Raw genomic sequence first — 21,366 nt, forward strand, 5'->3', positions numbered from 1 at the left:
AAGAAGAATGATTGAAAAGTTTAATTGATTTTCAGTACGAAAATTGAACCGGGAAGAAAGATAATAAGATGACCTTATTACGAAGTTTCGCCATCATGGCGGCTATTAATATCGCAGCGGTCCTTGCCTTGTTTTCTTCTTTCTGGATGCTTGAAAGATATGAACGCGATATCAATAGAGCGCATGAAATGCGTTATGCTGCGGAACAGTTAGCAACTTCGTTACGCCAAGATTCCAATATGTTGACTCAATTGGCACGTATCTATGCGAGCACAGGGAATGAAGATTATGTAACGCAATATAACAACCTCATGGATATACATATGGGGCTGTTGGAACGTCCTTTGAATTCTCATCGTATCCAATGGGATTTGTTGCCATATATGCAAGAAACCTTTCTTCGGGGAAAACAACTGACCCCGCTTCATGAGCTTATCGAAGATAAGGGTTTTAGCGAAGAAGAACGTGCTGTTTTTATTCGTGCGTCACAGTTAATGGCGGAGCGCACAAAAATCGATATGTCTGTCTTTCGGGATTTACGTCTTTTAAAATTGGAGAATGGCCTAAATGATTTTTCTGACGTTGATTGGTCCATTAGTGGGCGCGCGACCAGATATCAGTCAATTGTCTCGAATTTATATGATGATAGATATAACAGCTTGTCAGTAAAAGTTATTGAACCGATTGATGCTTTCCAGATGGCTGTCGAAGAACGTACTCTCAATATCGTTAATGAACTTTATGAAAAAACAGCTTCACAAAGATTGTTAACATATCTGATTGTCGGGGTTTTATTGTTAACCTTTGTGGGAAGTTTTCTATTTATTTATCGCCGTATTATCCAATCTGCACGCCGTCTCAGAAAAACTTTTTCCAGACTCGCACGTGGAAATACTGAAATTGAGATCCCAGATGTTGATAGAACGGATGAGTTTGGGGATATGGCGCGCGCATCGGAGAAATTTAAAACAGCTTTAAAAGATTCAATCGATCAAAACTGGATAAAATCTCATGCGCAGGAAATTTCTAATGATTTGCAAGCAGCTGTCGCGATGGGAGAGGCAACGGAGAGTTTTCTTGAAAGATTGATGCCTGCATTAAATAGTCCGGTTGGTGCCTTCTTTTACTTCAATACCGATTATGATCTTTTACAAATTATGGCTTCTTATGGCTATACCAAGCGCAAAGGACAAAAGAACACTTTTGAACTTGGAGATGGTTTAATTGGCCAAGTGGCTCAAAATAAGAAACCAATGGTCATTGATGCGCTACCGGACGAATATCGCCATGACGTTGCTACCGGTGTTGGCGGACATCCCGTTAAAGTTCTCTACCTCTATCCCTTGGTTCATAACAATACATTATACGGCGTTTTGGAATTTGGTAGTTTTACAAAATTCTCGCAATTACAACTCGCTTTATTAGATACAGTATTACCTGTCGTAGCTGTTTATCTGGAGAATTTAGCACGTGCTTCCAAGACGGAAAGCTTGTTAGTGCGTAGTCAAAATCAAGCAGAAGAGTTACGTGCGTCTGAAGAAGAATTACGTGCACAAAGTGAGGAAATTCGTGTTAGTAATGAGCAACTTCGTGCACGGACAGAACAACTAGCACAAAAAACAACGGAGCTTCAAACTTCAGAAGAAGAGCTTCGGGTTGGTAATGAAGAATTATCCGAAAAAACACGTATTCTTGAAGTACGACAAAAAGAATTAAGTGCCGCGAAGAAAGATGCAGAAATTTTTGCTGAAGAGATGAGGCGTGCCAATCAGTATAAATCGCAATTCTTGGCGAATATGTCTCATGAATTAAGAACGCCTTTAAATAGTTTATTGATTTTAGCGCGTATTTTAGCGGACAATAAAAAAGGTAATCTAAATGACGATGATGTTGAGGCGGCGAGTATTATTCATGATAGCGGACAACATTTATTAAATCTAATCAATGATATTCTTGATCTGTCTAAAACGGAAGCAGGCAAAACGGAGCTTCTGCCAGAACATGTTCGTATAGAACAAATTGTTAACCAGGTTCGTAATAATTTTGAACATGTAGCAAAAGAGAAGCTTGTTGAATTTAATCTGAATATTGAACAAGGTGTTTCGGAGGTCATCTATATTGACCCAACAAAATTAACCCAGATTCTCAACAATTTATTATCTAATGCTTTCAAGTTCACTGAAGAAGGTTCTGTATCTTTTGCTGTAAAACGAGTTTATAGAAAAGATCTGGAGAGAGCAGAACTTGATATTCAAGGGAATTATATAAAGTTTGAGGTTTCTGATACCGGAATTGGTATGACACCGGAACAGTTAAACAGTGTTTTTGATGCTTTTCGTCAGGCGGATGGAAGCACCAGCCGTAAATATGGTGGTACGGGTCTTGGATTAACTATTACACGTTCATTATGTGAACTTATGGGCGGACAAGTTCTCGTTTCTAGTAAATCGCACCAGGGATCTGTTTTCAGTATCCTTGTCCCGGTTAATTGTTCTGATGAACATAGTCAGGATAATCTTAAGCAATCTGATGCGGCAAATGATGATGTTGAAAAGATGCCGATGATAGATAATCTTCATCAGTCGAAGGAACAGAATATCGATGGGCTTGATATGTTGCCTGAGGCGGAAGAGCTTGGCTTTGAAGTCGTCTATTTGACAGATGATCAAAAGCCGTCAGAAGTTGTTGGTTATGATATCGATGATGACCGGGATATTGTCGCAGCGGACCGTGAAGTGGTTCTGATAATCGAAGATGACGTAACCTTTGCGGAATTACTTTTAAAACAAGTACGTAATCGTGGGTTCCTCGGTGTGGTCGCAACGCATCCAGATAAAGGCCTAACACTTGCACAATTAATTAATCCAGCTGGCATTGTGTTGGACATCAATTTACCAGATATGGATGGTTGGGAAGTCTTGGAGAAACTGAAATCTGCCTCTCATCTCAGGCATATTCCTGTCCATATTTTATCAGCATTGGAAGACCCTGGAGATTCACTAGAAAAAGGCGCCATCGGGTATAGTTCCAAACCCGTAAGTCCTGAAGCATTAAATGAGGTGATAACAAAGTTTGTGGATATAGAGCCCGCTAGTCGAAAGCGAATTTTGTTAATTGAAGATGATTATGCCTCACAAATCGCCGTGGGAAGAGTCATGGAAAGCGGTGACATTACGACTATAGCTGCTGGAAGTAGTGAAGAAGGCATTGAAATTCTGGAAAATGAACATATCGACTGTATCATTCTGGATCTAGGATTGCCGGGGGCAAACGGATTTGAATTTTTACGGCAGGCAAAGGCCGTTCATAAAGATAAGTTGCCCCCAGTTGTTATATATTCTGGACGAGAATTGGAGCAGGATGAATTAAACCTATTACATGAATATACTGATAGTGTGGTGATTAAAGGGGCAAGATCTGCAGAACGCTTGTTGAGCGAGGTAACGTTGTTCTTGCATAGTGTGGAAGCCAAATTACCTGAGCCTCAACAACAAAGTATTGCAAAAGCAAAAGCGGTTTCAAAAAAACAAGTGGTAGAAAGCTCTGGATTTGGTGGAACGCACGTTTTGCTAGCTGATGATGATATGCGCAATGTGTTCGCTTTGTCGAAAGTGTTAAAAGATTATGGGTGCATAGTTACGATTGCCAAAAACGGTAAGGTTTCTTTAGAGAAGTTAGAAGAGCATGCAGATGATGTTTCTATTATCCTCATGGATATGATGATGCCAGAAATGGATGGTTTGGAAGCGATCGGTCATATCCGTAAAAACTCTGATTATGATCATATACCTATTATTGCGGTAACTGCGAAAGCTATGGCTGGCGAACGGGAGAAATGCCTGAATGCAGGTGCAGATGAATATCTCACGAAACCTGTAGATATAAATAAACTCTCAGATTTAATGACATCATTGTTGCGGGAGTAGGATGATGATGCGGAATGAAATATATAACGCTGAACTTGATATATTTCTGGAAGCATTAAAGTGCCGTTATGGTTATGATTTTACAGAATATGCACGGGGATCGTTAAAACGACGTGTGCAGGATTTACAAGTCGCATTGGGCGTAGAGACCATTGCAGATATGGTTCCTTACGTTTTTCATAATGAAGAATTTCTCCCTCTCATGCTGGAACATTTATCGGTTCAGTTTTCTGAAATGTTTCGTGACCCACATTTTTATGTGGCTTTGCGTCAAGAAGTGATCCCAATTTTGAAAACATATCCGCAGATAAATATTTGGATTGCTGGTTGTGCGAATGGGGAAGAAGCTTATTCGCTGGCCATATTGTTAAGGGAAGAAGGTCTGTTAGAGCGTGCAAATATTTATGCAACAGATATTTCTGTGAATGCGTTAGATAAAGCCAAAGAGGGAGTATACCCTATTGAGGCAATCGATATTTACGAAGCGAATTATATAAAAGCAGGCGGCCAGGCCAAATTGTCAGATTACTATGTGAGTCGATATGAATTTATGGCAATGGACTCATCCTTGAAGGAGAGCATTTTTTTCTCTGAACATAATTTAGCGGTGGATGGTGTGTTTTGTGAGATGCATTTGGTTCTTTGCCGAAATGTGTTGATTTACTTTAATCGAAGATTACAGAATAGATGTCTGGACTTATTTGATAATGCGCTCATACGTGAGGGTTTCTTGGGGCTTGGAGAAAAAGAAAGTATTGATCTATCAAGGCAAAAGAAAAACTATTGTCGTTTATCCTGTGAAACACCTGTTTTTCGCAAAAAGGCTGTATAAGGAATTTTAATGAAATATGGGGCAGTAGTCATAGGATGTTCTATGGGAGGCTTAAAGGTTTTAAGCCAGATCATAAAAGACTTGCCACATGACTTTAATTTACCACTTGTTATTCTTTGTCACATGGATAGTGACTCGCCAAGCCTGTTGCCAGAGATATTAGCGCGTGAAACGACTCTTCCAGTCCACCAATGCCATTGGGACATGACGTTGGAGGCCGGTCATATTTACATCGCGCCACCAGCCTATCATATGTATGTAGAACCAGATTACAGTTTCTCATTTTCACAAGATCCAAAGGTGAGTTTTTCACGCCCCTCAATAGATGTTTTATTTGAATCGATGGGAGATGTGTTTGGGCCGAGATTAATTGCGGTGCTTTTAACAGGGGCAAATGCAGATGGTGCCTTGGGTTTAAAGCATGTCCGTGATTTAGGAGGTATCGCCATTATTCAAGACCCTGAAGTTGCGGAGGTACGAACGATGCCTGACGCGGGATTGGAAATTGCGGGTTCAGATTATGTTTTGGAAGATGACGAAATTGTTGAAGCAATAGAAATGCTTGCTAAAAAACATATTCGTGTGGTCGAATATTAATTCTATTTTTTCTCAAATTGGACAGGTAAATTATGGGACCTCTTGCAGGAATTAAAATTGTGGAAATGGCTGGTGTTGGGCCTGGTCCGTTTTGTGCAATGTTATTGGCGGATATGGGGGCAGATGTTATTCGCCTTGAGAGACCCGGAGGAAGTAATTTATTAGGGTTAAAATATGATATCTTAAACCGAGGGCGTCGCTCTGTGGAAGTGGATCTTAAAACATCTGAAGGTGTGAAACATGTCCTTAAACTCATTGAAAAAGCTGATGGGTTAATTGAAGGGTTTCGTCCGGGAGTGATGGAGCGTTTAGGTCTGGGGCCAGATGTCTGTTTAGAACGTAATGCGAAGCTTATTTATGGTCGAATGACTGGCTGGGGGCAGGATGGCCCTTTGGCAAATGCAGCTGGTCACGATATAAATTATGCCGCCTTAACAGGTGCTTTACATGCAATTGGAACAAAAGATAGTGGCCCTATTCCTCCTATGAATTTAGTAGCCGATTTTGGAGGTGGGGCTATGTATCTCGCCTTTGGTATGGTCTGTGGATTACTTGAAACAAAAACTTCAGGTAAGGGGCAGGTTATTGATGCTGCTATGGTTGATGGTGCTTCCCATATGATGGCTATGACCTATGCCATGTTTGGGGAAGGTAAATGGATGGATCATCGTGAAAGTAATATGTTGGATGGGGCGGCTCATTTTTATGGATGTTATGAATGTGCAGATGGAAAATGGATATCTATTGGTTCGATTGAACCACAATTCTATGCTTTGCTTCTTGAAAAGGCTGAAATCAATGATCCTGCATTTGAAAATCAGATGGATGTGAAGGAATGGCCTCATTTAAAAGCCAAGCTTTCTGTTATATTTAAATCGAAGTCTCGGCAGGATTGGTGTGAGGTCATGGAAGGAACCGATATCTGTTTTGCCCCTGTATCAAACTTATCTGAGGCACCACAACATCCACATTTGAAAGCGCGGGGTACATTTGTGAATAATGACGGTGTCACCCAACCTGCACCGGCACCACGTTTTAGTCGTACAAAAGCAAAGATCCAATCTTCGCCTCCTTATCCAGGGCAGCATACCGAAGAAGTTTTGAAAGATTGGGGTATTGATAGTTAGTCAGAGTTAAAACTTTACCTTTACGTAAAGGTAAGTCATAATTTTCCAAAATATTCTAAGAAGGGGCTAAGCCATGCGAATGGAAGAAGCGCAAAATATTTTGGGGAAAGGCTTTCAGGAGACCATTGGGTACAAAGTGGTTCAAGATGATGAAGGTCGTTGGGTTGTTATACTGGACGTGAATGATCGTCATTTAAACCAATATGGTGTGGCTCACGGTGGTGTGGCGCTAAGTTTGATGGATGCAGCAGGCGGTATGGCAATCTACGCGGTGAGAGATGATATTCAACGTATGGCAACTATCTCTATGTCGCAAAACTTCTTATCATCCGCTAAGCCCGGTACCATTATAGGTGTAGGCGAGGTAGAGCGTATGGGCAAGGCTGTTGGATATTCATCCATGCGCCTCTATCAAGATAAAATTGGTGGCGAATTGATCGCCACCGCCCAAGGAGCTTATCGATTATTTATTCATGAGTAGTCTGGTTAGTCCGATTTTGTTAGTTCTTTCATAAATGCTTTTGCAGATTTGTCTAAGTTACCTGCTGCATCACTAAGATTACGAGCGCGTCCATAGAGTTGATCTGATGTTTCCTGTGTTTTAGAAGCTACATTCTGCATTGCCGTAATGTCATTCATAACTGAATCCGCATGACTTACAGCCGTATTGATTGTTTGCATAATTGTGTCTGTCGCCATTGTTTGTTCTTCTACAGCTACTGCAATAGCAGCTGACTGATCATTTATTTCCTCAACGGTTTGGCTGATCTCAGTAATAGCATTTACCGACTTTTCTGCAGCCGTGCGAATTGCATTCACTTGATCTGAAATATCTTGTGTTGCCTTGGCTGTTTGACCAGCGAGATTTTTTACTTCACCAGCCACAACAGCAAATCCTTTACCCGCTTCACCAGCTCTGGCGGATTCAATTGTTGCGTTCAGTGCTAACAAATTGGTTTGATCGGCAATTTCAGTGATTAACTTTACAATCTCTCCAATCTTGACGGTTGCTTCATGTAATTCAGCGACATCACTGTCAGTTTGTTGGGCTGTCTCAACAGCATTTCGTGCGATAGAGGCAGATTGATGGACTGCATTTCCAATCTCGCCAATGGAGCTTGCAAGTTCGTTAATTGATGTTGAAACCTGAGAAATATTATTTGATATTTCGTGAGTTGCGCTGGCTGCATGATCGCTTTGTGAAGAAACCTGATCAGCAATACTGGCCATCGCCTTGGCTTCTGGATTAATCGCAGCGGCTTCATTTGTGATGATTTCTACTTGCCCCTGCACAGAAGCTTCAAAAACTTGCTCTAATTCAAGAACTGCTTCGTTACGTTTTTCAACAGCAGCTTCTTCTGCCAAAGAAAAATAAACAGCCAAGCGAATATTAAGATCCAGATAGATCAGGCTATTGATGGCGTTCAGGGCTTCGGTTAATGCTTTTTTTCGAAGACCATAAACTTTTACTGCAACTGCACAAATATCGCTGGCGAGATAAGAGTAATTCCCCATTAACCAGCGCGGGCGAAATCCTTGCTTCGATTGGTTGCGACCAACACTAACCGCATTGTTATAGTAATCTTCATCAATTTTTCCGGAAAACAAAGATAACCAATGAGCGGAGATAGTTTTCTGGAAGTCGCCGTTTTTGACAGGCGTTGCCATGACATCTTTCAACCCGTCTACAGTCATCATATGTTTGGCTAATCGATCTACGATTTCTGGCATATGTTTCTTTAGATGTGGATGAAATTTCTTCGCTGCCTCAATTGTTTGAGGTGTAATTCCTTGTGCTTGCATACGACTGTGCAAGTCTGTTTTTGCGTCAATTCCCATGTGAATGGCACTACCTGTTTATAGATTTGATTTTTCTTATAAGCGGAGTGTAGTTAGGGAAAAAAGGCCTGACAACCAGAAAAGAAACGGCGGGAAAATTATCCCGCCGTCTCGAAAATATTCAATTACTTTGAGTAGTAATTAATCTGCGATAATTCTGTTAAAGGCACATGTAATTGCCTTTAAGGAAGCTGACACGATATTTGGGTCACGGCCTACGCCATGCAATGTTTTCCCATCAGGTGTACGCATTTCAATATAGGCAACAGCTGTAGCATCGGCACCGCTGCCTGTAGCATGTTCTGAGTAATCTAACAATTTAGCCTCAATGCCAGTTTCTGCTTTCATCACATTCATGTAAGCATCAACAGGGCCGTTACCTTTACCTAACAGTTCGACTTCTTCGCCATTCTTGGTGACCGTCGCAGTAATTTCACGAACTTCACTTGCATGTGTATCAGGCACTGTACGATGACTAACAAAACCATAAGGTGTCGTATTATTTAGATATTCAGAATTGAAGGTGTCAAAAATATCTTGGGAAGTAACTTCTTTACCGGAAGAATCCGTAACTTTTTGTACAACACCAGAAAATTCGATCTGTAATTTGCGTGGCATTCGGATCCCATGATCGGTCTCCATAATGTAAGCCACGCCGCCTTTACCAGATTGAGAATTAACACGGATAACAGCTTCGTAACTTGCCCCGACATCTTCAGGATCGATGGGCAAATAAGGAACATCCCACATATCGCTATTTGCTTGTTCGATAGCATGTAAACCTTTTTTGATGGCATCCTGATGACTGCCGGAAAAGGCTGTAAAGACTAAGTCACCCGCATATGGATGACGTGGATGAACGGGTAATTGATTGCAATATTCCACGGCTTTTACGATTTCCGGCAAATTATGGAAATCAATACCTGCATCCACACCTTGTGATACCAAATTCATACCTAACGTGATTAAGTCCACATTGCCTGTGCGTTCACCATTGCCAAATAAGGTGCCTTCAATGCGATCTCCACCAGCTAATAAAGCAAATTCAGCTGCAGCGACACCTGTACCACGATCATTATGTGGATGAATGGACAAGATTACAGCTTCACGGTTTTTGATGGTCCGGTGGAAGAATTCGATTTGATCCGCATAAACATTTGGCGTGGAAACCTCGACTGTTGCAGGCAAGTTTAGGATGATTGGATCTTCCGCGGTTGGTTCCATAACTTCCATGACGGCTTCACAAATTTCTACAGAATAATCTAATTCCGTTTGCGTGAAGCTTTCAGGCGAATATTCATAACGAACATTCATGCCCTTAGCACGGGCTTCGTCGCCCAAAGTCTTAACCAGTTTGGCGCCTTCGACAGCAATATTTTTAATACCATCGCGATCTTGTTTGAAAACTACATTCCGTTGGATAGTAGAGGTAGAATTGTAAAAATGAACAATAACATTTTTGGCACCTTCCAAAGCTTCAAAAGTGCGACGGATCAAATGTTCACGACATTGAACCAAAACTTGTACAGTAACATCGTCAGGAATTTTTCCTTGATCTATCAATTCACGACAGAAATCAAAATCTGTTTGGGATGCAGATGGAAAGCCGATTTCAATTTCCTTATATCCCATCTTGATCAATAAATCATACATACGATGTTTGCGATCAGACCCCATTGGTTCAATCAGGGCCTGGTTGCCATCGCGTAAATCCACACTGCACCATGTTGGGGTTTTGTCTAAAGTTTTACCTGGCCATGTGCGATCGTCCAATTTTACGGGTTCAAATGGTTTATATTTATGAACCGGCATTATTGATTTAGACGCTTGTGTCATTTTGCAATCTCCTGCGGGGTTGGTACTTACTGAACCCCTTACTGTGTGGCTTGGCTACGATTGTAACGCGCCTGCCAATAAATTTGAATTTTGTTTACATGATCTCACAGCAGAAATACAGCCATCGGATGCTGTTTTTTTGATTTTTCCGATGGCCGCATCATAGTCGCAGCGCACGCCATCCGCGTGCATGAGCTTCAGGCATATGAATTGTGCCTGCAAAAGGAGAAGAGATTGTATAAATTTGAATTGAAATTTTCATTTTGGGCCGATTAAGAAAACTGGTATTAGGGAAAAGGATAGTAAGCTCAGAACAATTATGCGCTGAGTAGAAGGAGCCCTAGTAGCAGTTTATGTATCATAGTCTTAATCATGGGTTAAACGCTATGGTCAATTTAAGGGCGGGTCAAGCAGTTATTTTCCATATGGTGAAAATTTGGTAAATTTTATTTGTTTTTGTAGGCAATTAAAATTAGAACCAAAGTTATAAGGAAACGCAGAAGCTAATACCTGAAGCTATTCTTAGTACAAGAATAGTGAGAGAAAGATCGGGAAGATATGGGGAAACCTTCAATATTCTATGTGATCACCAGCCTTAATCGAGGCGGGGCGGAAACGCATTTGTGGCGTGTGCTGCCAGATCTAAAGGATAAAGGTTATGATATCTCTATTATTACCATCCGTGAAAAAGGTGAGTTAGCAGAGAAATTTGAAGGCAAGGGTATCCGCGTATTTGGGCCTTTGTTGAAATATCCAAAACCGAATGTTGGTGATCATATTTGGGGCCCAAGCATTAAGTTGCCGATTATGTCTCGCTTTGGCAGTCGGTTATGGTACCTAGTTCGAATGCTGCAACTATGCCTTTGCTTAATGATAAGGCGTCCAGATGTAATTCATTTCTTTCTGCCTGAGGGATATTTAATTGGCGGGATTGCATCTATTTTCGCCATGTTGCCAAATAGAGTTATGAGTCGTCGAAGTCTGAACGTCTATCAAAGCAAGTATCCCGCAGTTGTCCGTAAATTAGAACTTATCTTGCATAAGAAGATGAAGTTGATCCTTGGGAACTCTCAAGAAGTGGTAAGTCAGCTGATTTCTGACGAAGGTTGTGATCCGACCAAAGTCAGATTGATTTATAATGGTATGAGAAAACCAAAGTTACGCGGTGATAATATACGTGCTCAATTTAATATTGATTTAGATGATGTTGTGTTTACGCAAGTTGCAAATTTAATTCCTTATAAAGGCTATGAAGATTTGATACGCGCTTGTGCGACATTGCCAAAAGATAAGAAATGGAAGCTTTTGATTGTAGGTGCGGATAGAGATTGGTATCGCGAAGTTCTAGAAACGCTTGTTTTGGATATGGATATTAACGATCGTGTGATTTTCACGGGGCCTAGTGAGGCGGTCGCAGATATTTATGCTGCCTCTGATGTAGGTGTATTAGCCTCTCATGAAGAAGGATTTTCAAATGCTATCTTGGAAGGTATGGCTGCAAAATTACCAATGGTCGTGACGAATGTTGGTGGTAATGCGGAAGCCGTTTTAGATAAACAGACTGGGTTGGTTGTGCCGCCGCATGCACCAAAGGAATTAGGGCAAGCTTTAACAGCGATGTTAGAGAAAACAGACCTGCGTGAAAGATATGGAAGCGCAGGGTTGACGCGTCTAGAAGAAAAATTCTCTCATCAGGTATGTGTGGATACATATGATCGATTATATCAAGAATTGATTAAGAGTTAAGCTTGCAAATTGCCTATAGAAGGCGCATCTATATCTTTATAAATACAACCTCCTATTTATCAGACTTAATCCCATAGAGAGGGACAATGTCTATTCTTGATTCATCACGAAGTCGTATACGCGCTATATTGGGGCCTACAAATACTGGTAAGACCCATTTGGCTATGGAACGAATGCAGGCCTATGAAAGTGGTATGATTGGATTTCCGCTTCGTCTTCTTGCTCGTGAGAATTATGATCGCCTTGTTGCTGCGAAAGGGGCGTCATCGGTTGCTTTGATTACTGGGGAAGAGAAGATCATTCCTCATCGGCCTAAGTGGTTTATATGCACTGTTGAATCTATGCCTGTGTCTGAACCAGTTGATTTTGTGGCCATTGATGAAATTCAACTTTGTGAGGATAGAGATCGAGGTCATATATTTACGGATCGTCTTCTGCATGCGCGCGGTCGCTATGAAACCATGTTCCTTGGGTCAGACAGTATGGCTGACCTCATCAAACAGTTAGTCGAGGATGTGGAGATTGAAGGCCGTCCCAGATTATCGACCTTATCTTATGCAGGGAGACAGAAACTAACACGCTTGCCCAGAAGAACGGCAATTGTCGCATTTTCCGTGAATGAAGTATATGCGATTGCTGAAACGATCAGGCAGCATCGGGGAGGGACGGCTGTTGTACTTGGTGCGTTAAGTCCACGCACGCGTAACGCACAAGTGGCAATGTATCAAGCTGGTGAAGTGGATTACCTAGTGGCGACCGATGCTATAGGTATGGGCTTAAATATGGACGTGGATCATGTGGCATTTGCATCTATGCGGAAATATGATGGTCATAAGTTACGCCCATTGCGCCCATGGGAAATAGGACAGATTGCTGGCCGTGCAGGGCGTCATATGAATGATGGTACCTTTGGGGTGACAAATAACCTGCCAGAGATTGACGATGATGTCGTGGAGTTGGTTGAGGGACATGAATTTACCCCCATAACGCATATTCAGTGGCGAAATCGTAATCTTGATTTTAGAAATACTCAAAACCTATTACGCAGTTTACAAAAAAATCCAAATTCTTCTGAACTTCTTCGAACGCGTGATGCAACTGATCATGTGGCTTTGCAAATGATGATGAAAGATGACGAAGTAATGTTACGTGCGACAACACCGGATCGAGTTCAGCTTCTTTGGGATGTTTGTCAGGTGCCGGACTTTCGAAAGATTACGCCAGATCATCATACGGAATTTTTAACCCGTTTATATCTAAATCTAGTGGATCATGGTGCGGTTCCTGAAGACTTGATGGAAGAGCGTTTGAGCAGATTAGATAATACCCAAGGAGATATTGATCAGCTTACTCAACGCTTGGCTCATATTCGTAGTTGGGCCTATGTGACGCATCGTTCAAGCTGGTTAAAGCATAGTTATGAATGGCAGGAACGCGCACGATCCATTGAGGATAAAATATCTGACGCATTGCACCAATCTTTGATGTTGCGATTTGTAGATAAGCGTGCAGCGTTGATCGGCAAGAAAGACAAAGGAGAGGGACGTAAGCACTTTTCCGCTGTTGATAAAGCTGGTGTGATATCAATCGAGGGGCATATTGTTGGGCGTATGGTTGGCTTTCATTTTCAGGCTGACCGTGCAAAAGACCGCCGAGAAGCAAAACAATTGGCTGCTGCTGCTTCGAACAGTATTGGAAAATATGTTCAGGAAAAATCTGATTGTTTGATTAATTCAGCAGATACGGCTTTTCGTTTGACGCCATTCGGTCATATAGCTTGGTCTGACCCCAATGAAGAAGGTGGGGAGTTTAATGACATAGCAAGATTGATCAAAGGTGAGAATATCCTGTCTCCCAAACTCCTGTTGCTCAGTAATGATATCACAGATAATGGTATACAGCGTGCGATTTTGTCGCGGATGGAAGAATGGCTAAAAGCTTATCTTTCAAAAAAGTTGATTACTTTGGAGGGGCCCAAATTATCTGACGGTGATGCTAAGTTATCTGCATATGCGCGCGGGCTAGTTTTCCAGCTCAAAGAGGGGTTGGGAAGTGTAAATGTGAAAGCGGCAAAGGAACAATTAGAAGGTTTAACGGAAAGCGAACGTAAAATATTCGGGAAAAGCCAGTTACGTTTTGGAGTATACTGGGTGTTTTGGAAGCGATTATTAAATGGGGATATGTTGCGTCTTCGTGCATTATTATATGCCGTTTATCATAAGATAACTATACCCACTTTACCTCGAAAAGCACAGATATGTCTGCCATATGATTATCTTTCACAACAGGCGTGGTCGTTTATAGGATATATACCTGCAGGGCCGGTGGTATTACGTCTGGATCATTATGAAGCTGTGATGGCGCATATAAGACGTGAAAGTAAAAATGGTGTTCTTGAAAAAAATGAGAGACTTGCTGATAGAATCAGCTGTACACTTCAAGAGTTGCCAATGGTTTTACGCGCTTTAGGTTGTAAAGAGGTTGAAGCCGAAGATGGTAAAGCATTCCGCTTAATTGCAAATAATGTGAAAGCATCTAAGGATAAAAAGCCGAAACAACCAAATAAATCGAAAAAACCGAACCGCAAAAAACAAAATGTCCAACAGGCTTTAAGCCAACAGAAAAAAGGTCAGAAACCTTATTCTGATAAGAAAATGGGTCGTGATATGGTCGCTTCGCAACAAGTGACAGATTTGGCAAAAGATATAGATATTCCACCATCAACAAAGATGGTTTCGGAAGATACAAAATCTACTCCAAAATTTAAGAAACATGGATCAAATCATTCGCAGACCCAAAATGCGACAATGAGAGGGAGTACTCCTAAAGGGCGACGACAATCAGCACAAAAATCCAAGTCGAAAGTAAATCCTAATTCTCCGTTTGCGGGGTTGAAAGATTTATTGGAGGCGAAAGGAAAATGATTGGAGATGCACCAGAAAAACTACGTGTGGATAAATGGTTGTGGTATGCGCGTTTTTTTAAAACGCGTACTTTGGCGGCACAACAGGTAACGTCAGGCCATTTGCGTGTAAATAGCCAACCAGTCCGCAAAGCGGGCTATCAGGTCAAGGTTGGCGATATTTTAACTTTTCCCAAAGAGCAAGACATTCGGGTTATCGAAATTTTGGCTTTGGGTGACAAAAGACGAGGTGCTCCTGAAGCAGCTCTTCTATACAATGACCTGGATCCACCAGTGAAAAGAAAGAAATCAGAACAGGCAACAGTAGACGGATTGCGAGAACAAGGTGCAGGGCGTCCTACTAAAAAGGAACGGCGAGAGACCGACCGTTTGAAAAGTGTGTTCTGAGGACCATCGACGAAAGGAAAAAGTCCCATGTGGGCAAATGTGAAAAAATTTATCTTTGAATCTTTTGGTGAGACCAAAGAGAAAGCACATACTGAACGCGAATTGCAGATCGCAGCTGCGGCTTTACTTGTGGAAGCCGCTTTATTGGATGGCGAATTTGATGATGACGAACGTGCGATTATTGTATCGGACTGTATGAAGTCATTTGATATGGATGCAGAAACGGCCCATTCACTTTTAGATGAAGCAGTCGCCTTACAAAAAGATGCGGTCGACATTCATAGTTTTATTAGCAAGTTTGCACCGAATTTTGATTATCAAGAACGTTTACAACTATTGGAAATGCTTTGGGGTGTTGTTTATGCGGACGGTGTTCTTCATGATTATGAAGCAAATTTAATGCGCCGGGTATGCGGATTGTTGGGTGTTAAAGATAAAGATAGTGGTGATCTTCGTAAGCAAGTGCTTGCGCGTATGGATATCGCTGCAGCGTAACTAAAGATGTCTCAATTTATTTCGTCGATTAGCTTGATTGTACCAGATTATGATCAAGCCAAAGAGTTTTATGTCAATATTCTGGGGTTTGAAGTCGTTCAAGATGTTGAATTAGCGCCCGATAAACGCTGGATTGCTGTTCGACCAAAAGGGGCTATTGAAACCTGCCTTGTATTTAAGAAGGCAGAAAAAGCTGAAGAATTAAATGCCATTGGTAATCAAGCAGCAGGTGGTGTTTTACTTATCCTTCGAACCAATCAGTTCGAAGCCGATTATTTGCAAATGAAGAATGCTGGGGTCGTATTTATGGAGGCGCCGCGTAACGAACCTTATGGAAAGGTTGTTATTTTTTCGGATCCTTTTGGACATAAATGGGATTTAATTCAGCCAGCATAAGCTGGCTGTTTCCTGTGAAGGAGATTATTTGAGATTATTTACTGCGACGCTCTTCGCCTGTAAATTCCTCTGCATCTGGAACGCGACGACGATCAGGTCCGTAATAACCTTTTGCGGAAATATAATTTTGTGGGCTTGCCATTAGGCTTTTGATTTTTTTGTGAAGACTATCGGGTGCTAAAGGTTTGACGATAACCGTATCAACCCCTCCTTTGATAGCTTCAATTAAAGCTTCACGTGTACCACCTGCAAGGAGACCAAGAACACGAGGTGGGTTATCGTCTTTTTTACTGCGTGCCGCAGCGATTAACATTAATCCGTCTTCTTTGGTATCTGGGGCTAGATCTACAACTAAAAGTTCAGGCGTATGCATGGAGAGATAACTCATTGCCATGTCTATATCTAAATGAAACTGGGTATTGGTTAGGCCTGCGCTTTGAAGGGCTGCGCGACCAATAGGGCCTGAATCACGGTTAGGGTCAAAAAACATCGAGGTTGCTTTGATAATCTTTTGATTTGGAACCGCCATTTGAACCATTGATAAAATCCCCAGAAAAATAATCTTAAATTGCCAATAAATTAGAATTATGCTCATTTTCTTTAGAAATCAAGCATAATTCAGGAAGATTTATTCAAGATGGGTTGAATTAATTCTTCTTAAGTATAATAGCATAAATTGATTTTTTTGTCTTAAATTTCAAAGAGCAGAAAAATCTCCGCGACTACTTTGACGCCAAGCTTCAAGGAATTCTTTGTAAGCAACGTTATTATCAGATCTTTCTTCTAATTCGCTTTGTAAAAGGATACGCGCATGATTGTATCCATCTATATCTGTGATCCCAGTGTGTAATGCATATCTTAGGTAGACAAGAAAGGTATTAATCACATCGGTTTCACAATAATCTCTAATTTCTTGAATCTTTCCTTGATCATACATTTCCATCACATCACCACCATCTACACCGGTTTTACCGGGTAGATTAAATGCCGCGCAAACTTCATTTAATCTTAAGCGTGCAGATGCACCATAATCAGAAAGCTGTTCAAGTAAATCACAATGCCATGCTTTTGAGTAACGTTGATTGTAGTTATTCCATTTATCCCCAGCTTTGTGTAGCCATTCAGCAGAAATGCCGTATTTCATTGCCCTATATTTCAACACAGGAAGATCAAATCCACGCCCGTTGAAGCTAACAAGTCGTGGTACATGTTTGCCACAATACTGAAAGAACCCTTTTATAAGTTCTTCCTCGTCAGAGTGTTCGTTCCCCCCTGAGCGAATTTCTTCAATTTGATATGTTTCGTAATCTCCATCGCGCAAGATGCGAGCACGCAGAAAACTGATCGCAACGACTTTATGGAAGCACTGTCTAGGGAAAGCGTTTCGACCGTCGGTAACGTTTAAATGATATTCTTCCAGCGACTTTCGACGTTCGTCGATGTTATCATTGTCTAATCCTGTTAGGTTGGGAACGGCATCCGTATCCGGAATAGTCTCAATATCGAAGACAAAGATTTGATCTAGCATGGGAAAACTCAAAATTTTGGGAAGTATATTTTTATAAAACATAAGATAGAAGTTAAAGAATATACGTGCAATGAAAGAATGAGTCAGATATTCTTCGTTATAGAAGAATCTAACTAACTAAGGAGTGGGTTTGTGTTTGCTTCCCGTTTTATGAAATCTGCATGTTTTGCACTTGGGCTTTCTCTCTCAGCAGGTGCAGCATCTGCACTGGATCCTGAAAACACAATTTATCTTGAATTAAAAGATGGTCGTGTAGTTATTGAGTTACGACCCGATTTGGCACCAAATCATGTGGCACGTATTAAAGAATTAACACGTGAGAAATTTTATGATGGTATTGTTTTTCATCGTGTGATTGAAGGGTTTATGGCGCAAACTGGTGATCCCGATGGTAATGGAACGGGTGGGTCCGGTCAGAATCTCGACGGTGAATTTTCTGCCGAAAAACATGTGCGTGGTACATTATCTATGGCGCGTGCACAGGATCCAAATAGCGCCGATAGCCAGTTCTTTATTGTTTTCCAAGATGCACCTTGGCTGGACCAGCAATATACTGTTTGGGGAAAAGTGGTTGAAGGCATGGAATTTGTTGACAACATTAAAATGGGTGAGGGCCCTAACGGGGCCGTACTTGGTGAACGCGATAAGATCGTTACTATGCGTGTTGCCGCGGATGTAGAGTAATCCTGATTAACCATAGGTAACGCTATAATATAAAAGCTCGGTTTTTTAACCGAGCTTTTTTAGTTTTTGGTTTTAGCAATGGCTGCTGACATTGCCTTCTTTCCTTCTGGAATCAAATCCTTTGACCAAAAGAAAGCGCCGATCATACTGACAATAATGCCCGCAAAACCGACTTGAACTGACGCAAGAAGAGCCACTTCACCAGGAATATCAATAAGAGCAAAGAATAGGATGCCGCTACCTTCGCGAAGGCCCCAGCCACCGATAGATAAAGGCAGAGATGAAATAAAGATAACAGCAGGTGTCACTAGGAAAAGATCTGCAAGACTGGCTTTAAATTCAAACAAGGTCCAATACTGAAGGACGCCCATACAAACAACGACTATACCCCATAGAAAAATGGCTGCTATTTTACCTTTATGAAGATGAAATAAATCCTTGAGCATCATTGAATCATTATCTACGAAGCGTGGAATTAATAAAGCGCCTGCGATAACAGATATAAAGACTAAGAAAACAGCAGCTACCACTTTAGGGAAATTATCAAGCTCTTCTTGAAATACATGTGTATCGGCAATAAAGGGGACACTAATTGCTATACATGTGACCAGTGGTAAAACAATCGCAATTTTATCGAACAATATGCTCAATAAAGTATATTTACTTCTAATGCCGATCTGGCGCATCAATACAAGTTTTACGGCCGTGCCTGAGATAAGGCCTGGGAAAAATAATCCCGCATACATTGCAATTAGCTGAGCTCTTATGCATTGAACAAAAGTGGGTAGTGGCGTCAGTAAGCGAAGAATAAGTTGCCATCGCTTAGTCACTATTGGGATTAATAACAAATTGATGATGATCGCAAAAAGGAAGAACTCCAATTTGATATTCTTCGCTTGGTCTATTATTCGATCAATGCCGAAATAATAAACAGCAAGAAATAGTAGCCCTATGCTAATCAAGATATTGAAGATTTTGCGCATAATCTTTATTACTGTGAAAACTAATTCCTTGATATATGGCATATCCTTTTATTTTCAACAAGCATTGTAAAAAAAACATTTATGAAATTACAAAATATTCTTAGCAATAAAGCATTATGTATATTCTTAGTTCTGTTTCTACTGGGTGCACAGCTATCGATTGAGTTCATCTTTCTAGAGAATACTTTGCGACTTTCTGTTGCGGATTTTTTGTTAGTGATCCTATGTATTCCAGTGATTTTTACGCTAGAGAAGAGAGATTTTTTCGAGTTACGTCTCATGATCGGTATACTATCGATTTTGTTTACGTTTTTTGCACTTAATTTCATGTTTCTCAAAGGGGAATCGTATTCATGGGCATTGGTAAAGGTGGTCGGTATATTGATTCTTTCAGGGATGTTTTTTGTTACATATTTGGCGGGAAAAAGTTTAACTGGAATTGAGTCGGAAAAATCTCAATATACTTTGTTAAGAACGATACTTATTATTTCAGTTTTGGTTGCCGTTATTGGTCTTGTTTTTCATTTGTATCATCGGCTTAACGCCTCACAAAACAATTTATTGAATATTGCATATCCTCAGAGGCTTTCGGGTCTACTGAGAAATCCAAATGCATATGGTTTCTTTCTGACATGTATGATAATTTTTGGGTTAGCAGCTCTATGTAAATTTCAAGCTGCATCGAAAAGATTGATCTGGTTGAGTATGTTTGTCTTACTGACATGCTTATTTCTTACCGGCTCAAGGGGGGCAATGATTGCTTATGCATTTGTGGCTATTGTTACGCTAGTTTGTCATCCTAAACTCATCAGCAAGTTAGTATTCGTGACATTTATGGCTGTTTTAGTACCGGTTGTAATTGGAAACGGGTTTATTTGGCTTACTGAAATTATGAATTCCCTAGGAGTATTTGGCGGGGGAAACACGGGAGCAAATATAGGTAGGGCTGCTCATAATTTAAACCCAACATATCTTTCCCAAGAAGTTCTAATACAAGGTGCTGATGTAGGTACGATTGAAAGGTTGAAATCGTATAAAGTCGCATTGCAGGTGTGGTTAGAGCATCCTATATTTGGCGCTGGTTTAGGGTATTATAAAAATCATTCATTAGAATATGCGGTGCGTGAAGGAAGTTTATTGCACAATACAGGGTTATGGTTGCTTGCAGAAACCGGGATCGTTGGATTTGGGCTTGTTTTATTACTTCTTGTCTATCTTTTCCGGATATTCTGGATCAATCGAGATAATTGGATATGCTTTTCTATGGGCTTAATTTTAATTGCAGCCGTTGTGATGAGCCAAACATCTGAAATCATGTATCAACGTCATCTATGGATTTTCCTCGGGTTCGGATTTGCCGTTGCCGTATATCATCAGAAACATAAAAAAGCCGAACTGATATAACAGCTCGGCTTTCATTAAAAGCTTCGTCTTCTTAAGAGAATTATTGACGAATACCTTCTACGCCTAGTTCTAAGAAGACTTGCATATCAGCTGGTAAGTAAGGTTGTGTGATGCCGAAATCTGCGATTGTCAAAGCTGTTTCGCCCAAAAAACCGGAACGGTAGTTACCCCATGGGTCATCACCTTGGCCAATATGGCTTACTTCGATTTCGATGGATTTTGTAACGCCCTTAAGTGTTAAATCACCTGTTAACACGCCTTTACCATCACCTGTATAGTTAAAGCCTGTGCTTGTGAAAGAAGCAGAAGGGAATTTGTCTGTTTCAAGGAAATCAGCGGAACGGATATGTTTGTCACGCTCAGCATGATTGGAATCGATACTGGTTGCGTCGATTGTTACAGAAACTTGCGCGTCAGATGGATTGTCTTGGGAAAAGCTGAAATCACCTTCAAATGTATTAAAGCGACCAGAAATCCAGCTGTAGCCTAAATGAGAAATTTTGAAATCGATATAGGCATGGGCACCATCTGTGTCGATTTTGAAGCTGTCAGCTGCAAATGCGGAAACAGAAGTAAACATTGCCGCTGCGATGATGGCGGATTTTGTAAAGAGTTTTTTCATGAACGTGGTCCTTCGTTGATAAGATGTTAAATAGTTAAAGT

18 protein-coding genes are annotated in these 21,366 nt (G+C 41.0%); 12 read left to right on the forward strand and 6 right to left on the reverse strand.

From position 1 onward, the window contains the following. Positions 1–68: 68 nt before the first annotated feature. The 5 genes from ACOQOA_RS12080 (at position 69) to ACOQOA_RS12100 (ending at position 6,963) form a co-directional block, all read left to right on the forward strand. Entirely contained in the window at positions 69–3,926 is a 3,858-nt protein-coding gene (locus ACOQOA_RS12080; RefSeq protein ID WP_420548877.1) for a response regulator, read from the forward strand. 1 nt (position 3,927) lies between these two features. Beyond that, the gene (locus tag ACOQOA_RS12085) at positions 3,928–4,758 is read left to right on the forward strand and encodes a CheR family methyltransferase (RefSeq protein ID WP_420548878.1); all 831 of its coding nucleotides are present in this window, start codon (positions 3,928–3,930) and stop codon (positions 4,756–4,758) included. Positions 4,759–4,767: 9 nt separating this feature from the next. Continuing rightward, complete coding sequence (locus ACOQOA_RS12090; RefSeq protein WP_420548879.1) at positions 4,768–5,355, forward strand: chemotaxis protein CheB; 588 nt, start codon at positions 4,768–4,770, stop codon at positions 5,353–5,355. Between the two features lie 32 nt (positions 5,356–5,387). After that, positions 5,388–6,482, forward strand: a complete 1,095-nt coding sequence (locus tag ACOQOA_RS12095) for a CaiB/BaiF CoA transferase family protein (RefSeq protein ID WP_420548880.1) — start codon at positions 5,388–5,390, stop codon at positions 6,480–6,482. Between the two features lie 73 nt (positions 6,483–6,555). Further along, positions 6,556–6,963, forward strand: coding sequence for a PaaI family thioesterase (locus ACOQOA_RS12100; RefSeq protein WP_420548881.1), 408 nt, complete (start codon positions 6,556–6,558; stop codon positions 6,961–6,963). 5 nt (positions 6,964–6,968) lie between these two features. Here ACOQOA_RS12100 and ACOQOA_RS12105 read toward each other — a convergent pair whose 3' ends face one another. Both ACOQOA_RS12105 and leuA read right to left on the reverse strand, forming a co-directional pair. Further along, on the reverse strand, positions 6,969–8,321 hold the full coding sequence (locus tag ACOQOA_RS12105; RefSeq protein ID WP_420548882.1) for a methyl-accepting chemotaxis protein: 1,353 nt from the start codon (positions 8,319–8,321) through the stop codon (positions 6,969–6,971). A gap of 141 nt (positions 8,322–8,462) precedes the next feature. Continuing rightward, the gene (leuA, locus tag ACOQOA_RS12110) at positions 8,463–10,157 is read right to left on the reverse strand and encodes a 2-isopropylmalate synthase (RefSeq protein ID WP_420548883.1); all 1,695 of its coding nucleotides are present in this window, start codon (positions 10,155–10,157) and stop codon (positions 8,463–8,465) included. A gap of 558 nt (positions 10,158–10,715) precedes the next feature. On the opposite strand from leuA, the gene ACOQOA_RS12115 reads away from it, so the two are divergent. The 5 genes from ACOQOA_RS12115 to ACOQOA_RS12135 all read left to right on the forward strand — a co-directional run bounded on the left by ACOQOA_RS12115 (position 10,716) and on the right by ACOQOA_RS12135 (position 16,104). Next, on the forward strand, positions 10,716–11,903 hold the full coding sequence (locus ACOQOA_RS12115; RefSeq protein ID WP_420548884.1) for a glycosyltransferase: 1,188 nt from the start codon (positions 10,716–10,718) through the stop codon (positions 11,901–11,903). Positions 11,904–11,989: 86 nt separating this feature from the next. After that, positions 11,990–14,827, forward strand: coding sequence for a helicase-related protein (locus ACOQOA_RS12120; protein WP_420548885.1), 2,838 nt, complete (start codon positions 11,990–11,992; stop codon positions 14,825–14,827). Then, a complete protein-coding gene (locus ACOQOA_RS12125) occupies positions 14,824–15,213 on the forward strand; it encodes an RNA-binding S4 domain-containing protein (protein ID WP_420548886.1) in 390 nt (129 codons plus the stop codon). The genes ACOQOA_RS12120 and ACOQOA_RS12125 overlap by 4 nt, the downstream gene beginning before the upstream one ends. Before the next feature lie 27 nt (positions 15,214–15,240). Beyond that, the gene (locus tag ACOQOA_RS12130) at positions 15,241–15,708 is read left to right on the forward strand and encodes a TerB family tellurite resistance protein (RefSeq protein ID WP_420548887.1); all 468 of its coding nucleotides are present in this window, start codon (positions 15,241–15,243) and stop codon (positions 15,706–15,708) included. Between the two features lie 6 nt (positions 15,709–15,714). Next, the gene (locus ACOQOA_RS12135) at positions 15,715–16,104 is read left to right on the forward strand and encodes a VOC family protein (RefSeq protein WP_420548888.1); all 390 of its coding nucleotides are present in this window, start codon (positions 15,715–15,717) and stop codon (positions 16,102–16,104) included. Positions 16,105–16,138: 34 nt separating this feature from the next. On the opposite strand, the gene ACOQOA_RS12140 is transcribed toward ACOQOA_RS12135, so the two are convergent. Both ACOQOA_RS12140 and ACOQOA_RS12145 read right to left on the reverse strand, forming a co-directional pair. Next, entirely contained in the window at positions 16,139–16,642 is a 504-nt protein-coding gene (locus ACOQOA_RS12140; RefSeq protein WP_420548889.1) for a response regulator, read from the reverse strand. 159 nt (positions 16,643–16,801) lie between these two features. Beyond that, a complete protein-coding gene (locus tag ACOQOA_RS12145; protein ID WP_420548890.1) occupies positions 16,802–17,632 on the reverse strand; it encodes a 3'-5' exonuclease in 831 nt (276 codons plus the stop codon). Positions 17,633–17,782: 150 nt separating this feature from the next. On the opposite strand from ACOQOA_RS12145, the gene ACOQOA_RS12150 reads away from it, so the two are divergent. After that, positions 17,783–18,316, forward strand: coding sequence for a peptidylprolyl isomerase (locus ACOQOA_RS12150; RefSeq protein ID WP_420550108.1), 534 nt, complete (start codon positions 17,783–17,785; stop codon positions 18,314–18,316). Between the two features lie 59 nt (positions 18,317–18,375). On the opposite strand, the gene ACOQOA_RS12155 is transcribed toward ACOQOA_RS12150, so the two are convergent. Then, positions 18,376–19,341 (reverse strand): lysylphosphatidylglycerol synthase transmembrane domain-containing protein, encoded by a 966-nt coding sequence (locus tag ACOQOA_RS12155; protein WP_420548891.1) that lies wholly within the window; start codon positions 19,339–19,341, stop codon positions 18,376–18,378. 39 nt (positions 19,342–19,380) lie between these two features. On the opposite strand from ACOQOA_RS12155, the gene ACOQOA_RS12160 reads away from it, so the two are divergent. Further along, positions 19,381–20,703 (forward strand): O-antigen ligase family protein, encoded by a 1,323-nt coding sequence (locus ACOQOA_RS12160; protein WP_420548892.1) that lies wholly within the window; start codon positions 19,381–19,383, stop codon positions 20,701–20,703. Positions 20,704–20,743: 40 nt separating this feature from the next. Here the strand turns inward: ACOQOA_RS12160 and ACOQOA_RS12165 are convergent, their stop codons facing one another. Continuing rightward, on the reverse strand, positions 20,744–21,325 hold the full coding sequence (locus ACOQOA_RS12165) for a YceI family protein (RefSeq protein WP_420548893.1): 582 nt from the start codon (positions 21,323–21,325) through the stop codon (positions 20,744–20,746). Between the last annotated feature and the right edge of the window lie 41 nt (positions 21,326–21,366).

Origin of the sequence: Curvivirga sp., from assembly GCF_965219885.1 — a bacterium.
In the GTDB taxonomy this organism is placed as follows: domain Bacteria; phylum Pseudomonadota; class Alphaproteobacteria; order UBA8366; family Aestuariispiraceae; genus Curvivirga.

Excerpts from the sequence above, each read along its gene's own strand:
- ACOQOA_RS12105 (WP_420548882.1), bottom strand. The coding sequence starts at position 8,321 with ATGGGAATTGACGCAAAAACAGACTTGCACAGTCGTATGCAAGCACAA.
- ACOQOA_RS12135 (WP_420548888.1), top strand. The coding sequence starts at position 15,715 with ATGTCTCAATTTATTTCGTCGATTAGCTTGATTGTACCAGATTATGAT.
- ACOQOA_RS12165 (WP_420548893.1), bottom strand. The coding sequence starts at position 21,325 with ATGAAAAAACTCTTTACAAAATCCGCCATCATCGCAGCGGCAATGTTT.
- ACOQOA_RS12115 (WP_420548884.1), top strand. The coding sequence starts at position 10,716 with ATGGGGAAACCTTCAATATTCTATGTGATCACCAGCCTTAATCGAGGC.
- ACOQOA_RS12085 (WP_420548878.1), top strand. The coding sequence starts at position 3,928 with ATGATGATGCGGAATGAAATATATAACGCTGAACTTGATATATTTCTG.
- ACOQOA_RS12150 (WP_420550108.1), top strand. The coding sequence starts at position 17,783 with ATGAAATCTGCATGTTTTGCACTTGGGCTTTCTCTCTCAGCAGGTGCA.
- ACOQOA_RS12090 (WP_420548879.1), top strand. The coding sequence starts at position 4,768 with ATGAAATATGGGGCAGTAGTCATAGGATGTTCTATGGGAGGCTTAAAG.
- ACOQOA_RS12095 (WP_420548880.1), top strand. The coding sequence starts at position 5,388 with ATGGGACCTCTTGCAGGAATTAAAATTGTGGAAATGGCTGGTGTTGGG.
- ACOQOA_RS12120 (WP_420548885.1), top strand. The coding sequence starts at position 11,990 with ATGTCTATTCTTGATTCATCACGAAGTCGTATACGCGCTATATTGGGG.
- ACOQOA_RS12125 (WP_420548886.1), top strand. The coding sequence starts at position 14,824 with ATGATTGGAGATGCACCAGAAAAACTACGTGTGGATAAATGGTTGTGG.
- ACOQOA_RS12145 (WP_420548890.1), bottom strand. The coding sequence starts at position 17,632 with ATGCTAGATCAAATCTTTGTCTTCGATATTGAGACTATTCCGGATACG.
- ACOQOA_RS12080 (WP_420548877.1), top strand. The coding sequence starts at position 69 with ATGACCTTATTACGAAGTTTCGCCATCATGGCGGCTATTAATATCGCA.
- ACOQOA_RS12155 (WP_420548891.1), bottom strand. The coding sequence starts at position 19,341 with ATGCCATATATCAAGGAATTAGTTTTCACAGTAATAAAGATTATGCGC.
- ACOQOA_RS12130 (WP_420548887.1), top strand. The coding sequence starts at position 15,241 with ATGTGGGCAAATGTGAAAAAATTTATCTTTGAATCTTTTGGTGAGACC.
- ACOQOA_RS12100 (WP_420548881.1), top strand. The coding sequence starts at position 6,556 with ATGCGAATGGAAGAAGCGCAAAATATTTTGGGGAAAGGCTTTCAGGAG.
- ACOQOA_RS12140 (WP_420548889.1), bottom strand. The coding sequence starts at position 16,642 with ATGGTTCAAATGGCGGTTCCAAATCAAAAGATTATCAAAGCAACCTCG.
- leuA (WP_420548883.1), bottom strand. The coding sequence starts at position 10,157 with ATGACACAAGCGTCTAAATCAATAATGCCGGTTCATAAATATAAACCA.
- ACOQOA_RS12160 (WP_420548892.1), top strand. The coding sequence starts at position 19,381 with ATGAAATTACAAAATATTCTTAGCAATAAAGCATTATGTATATTCTTA.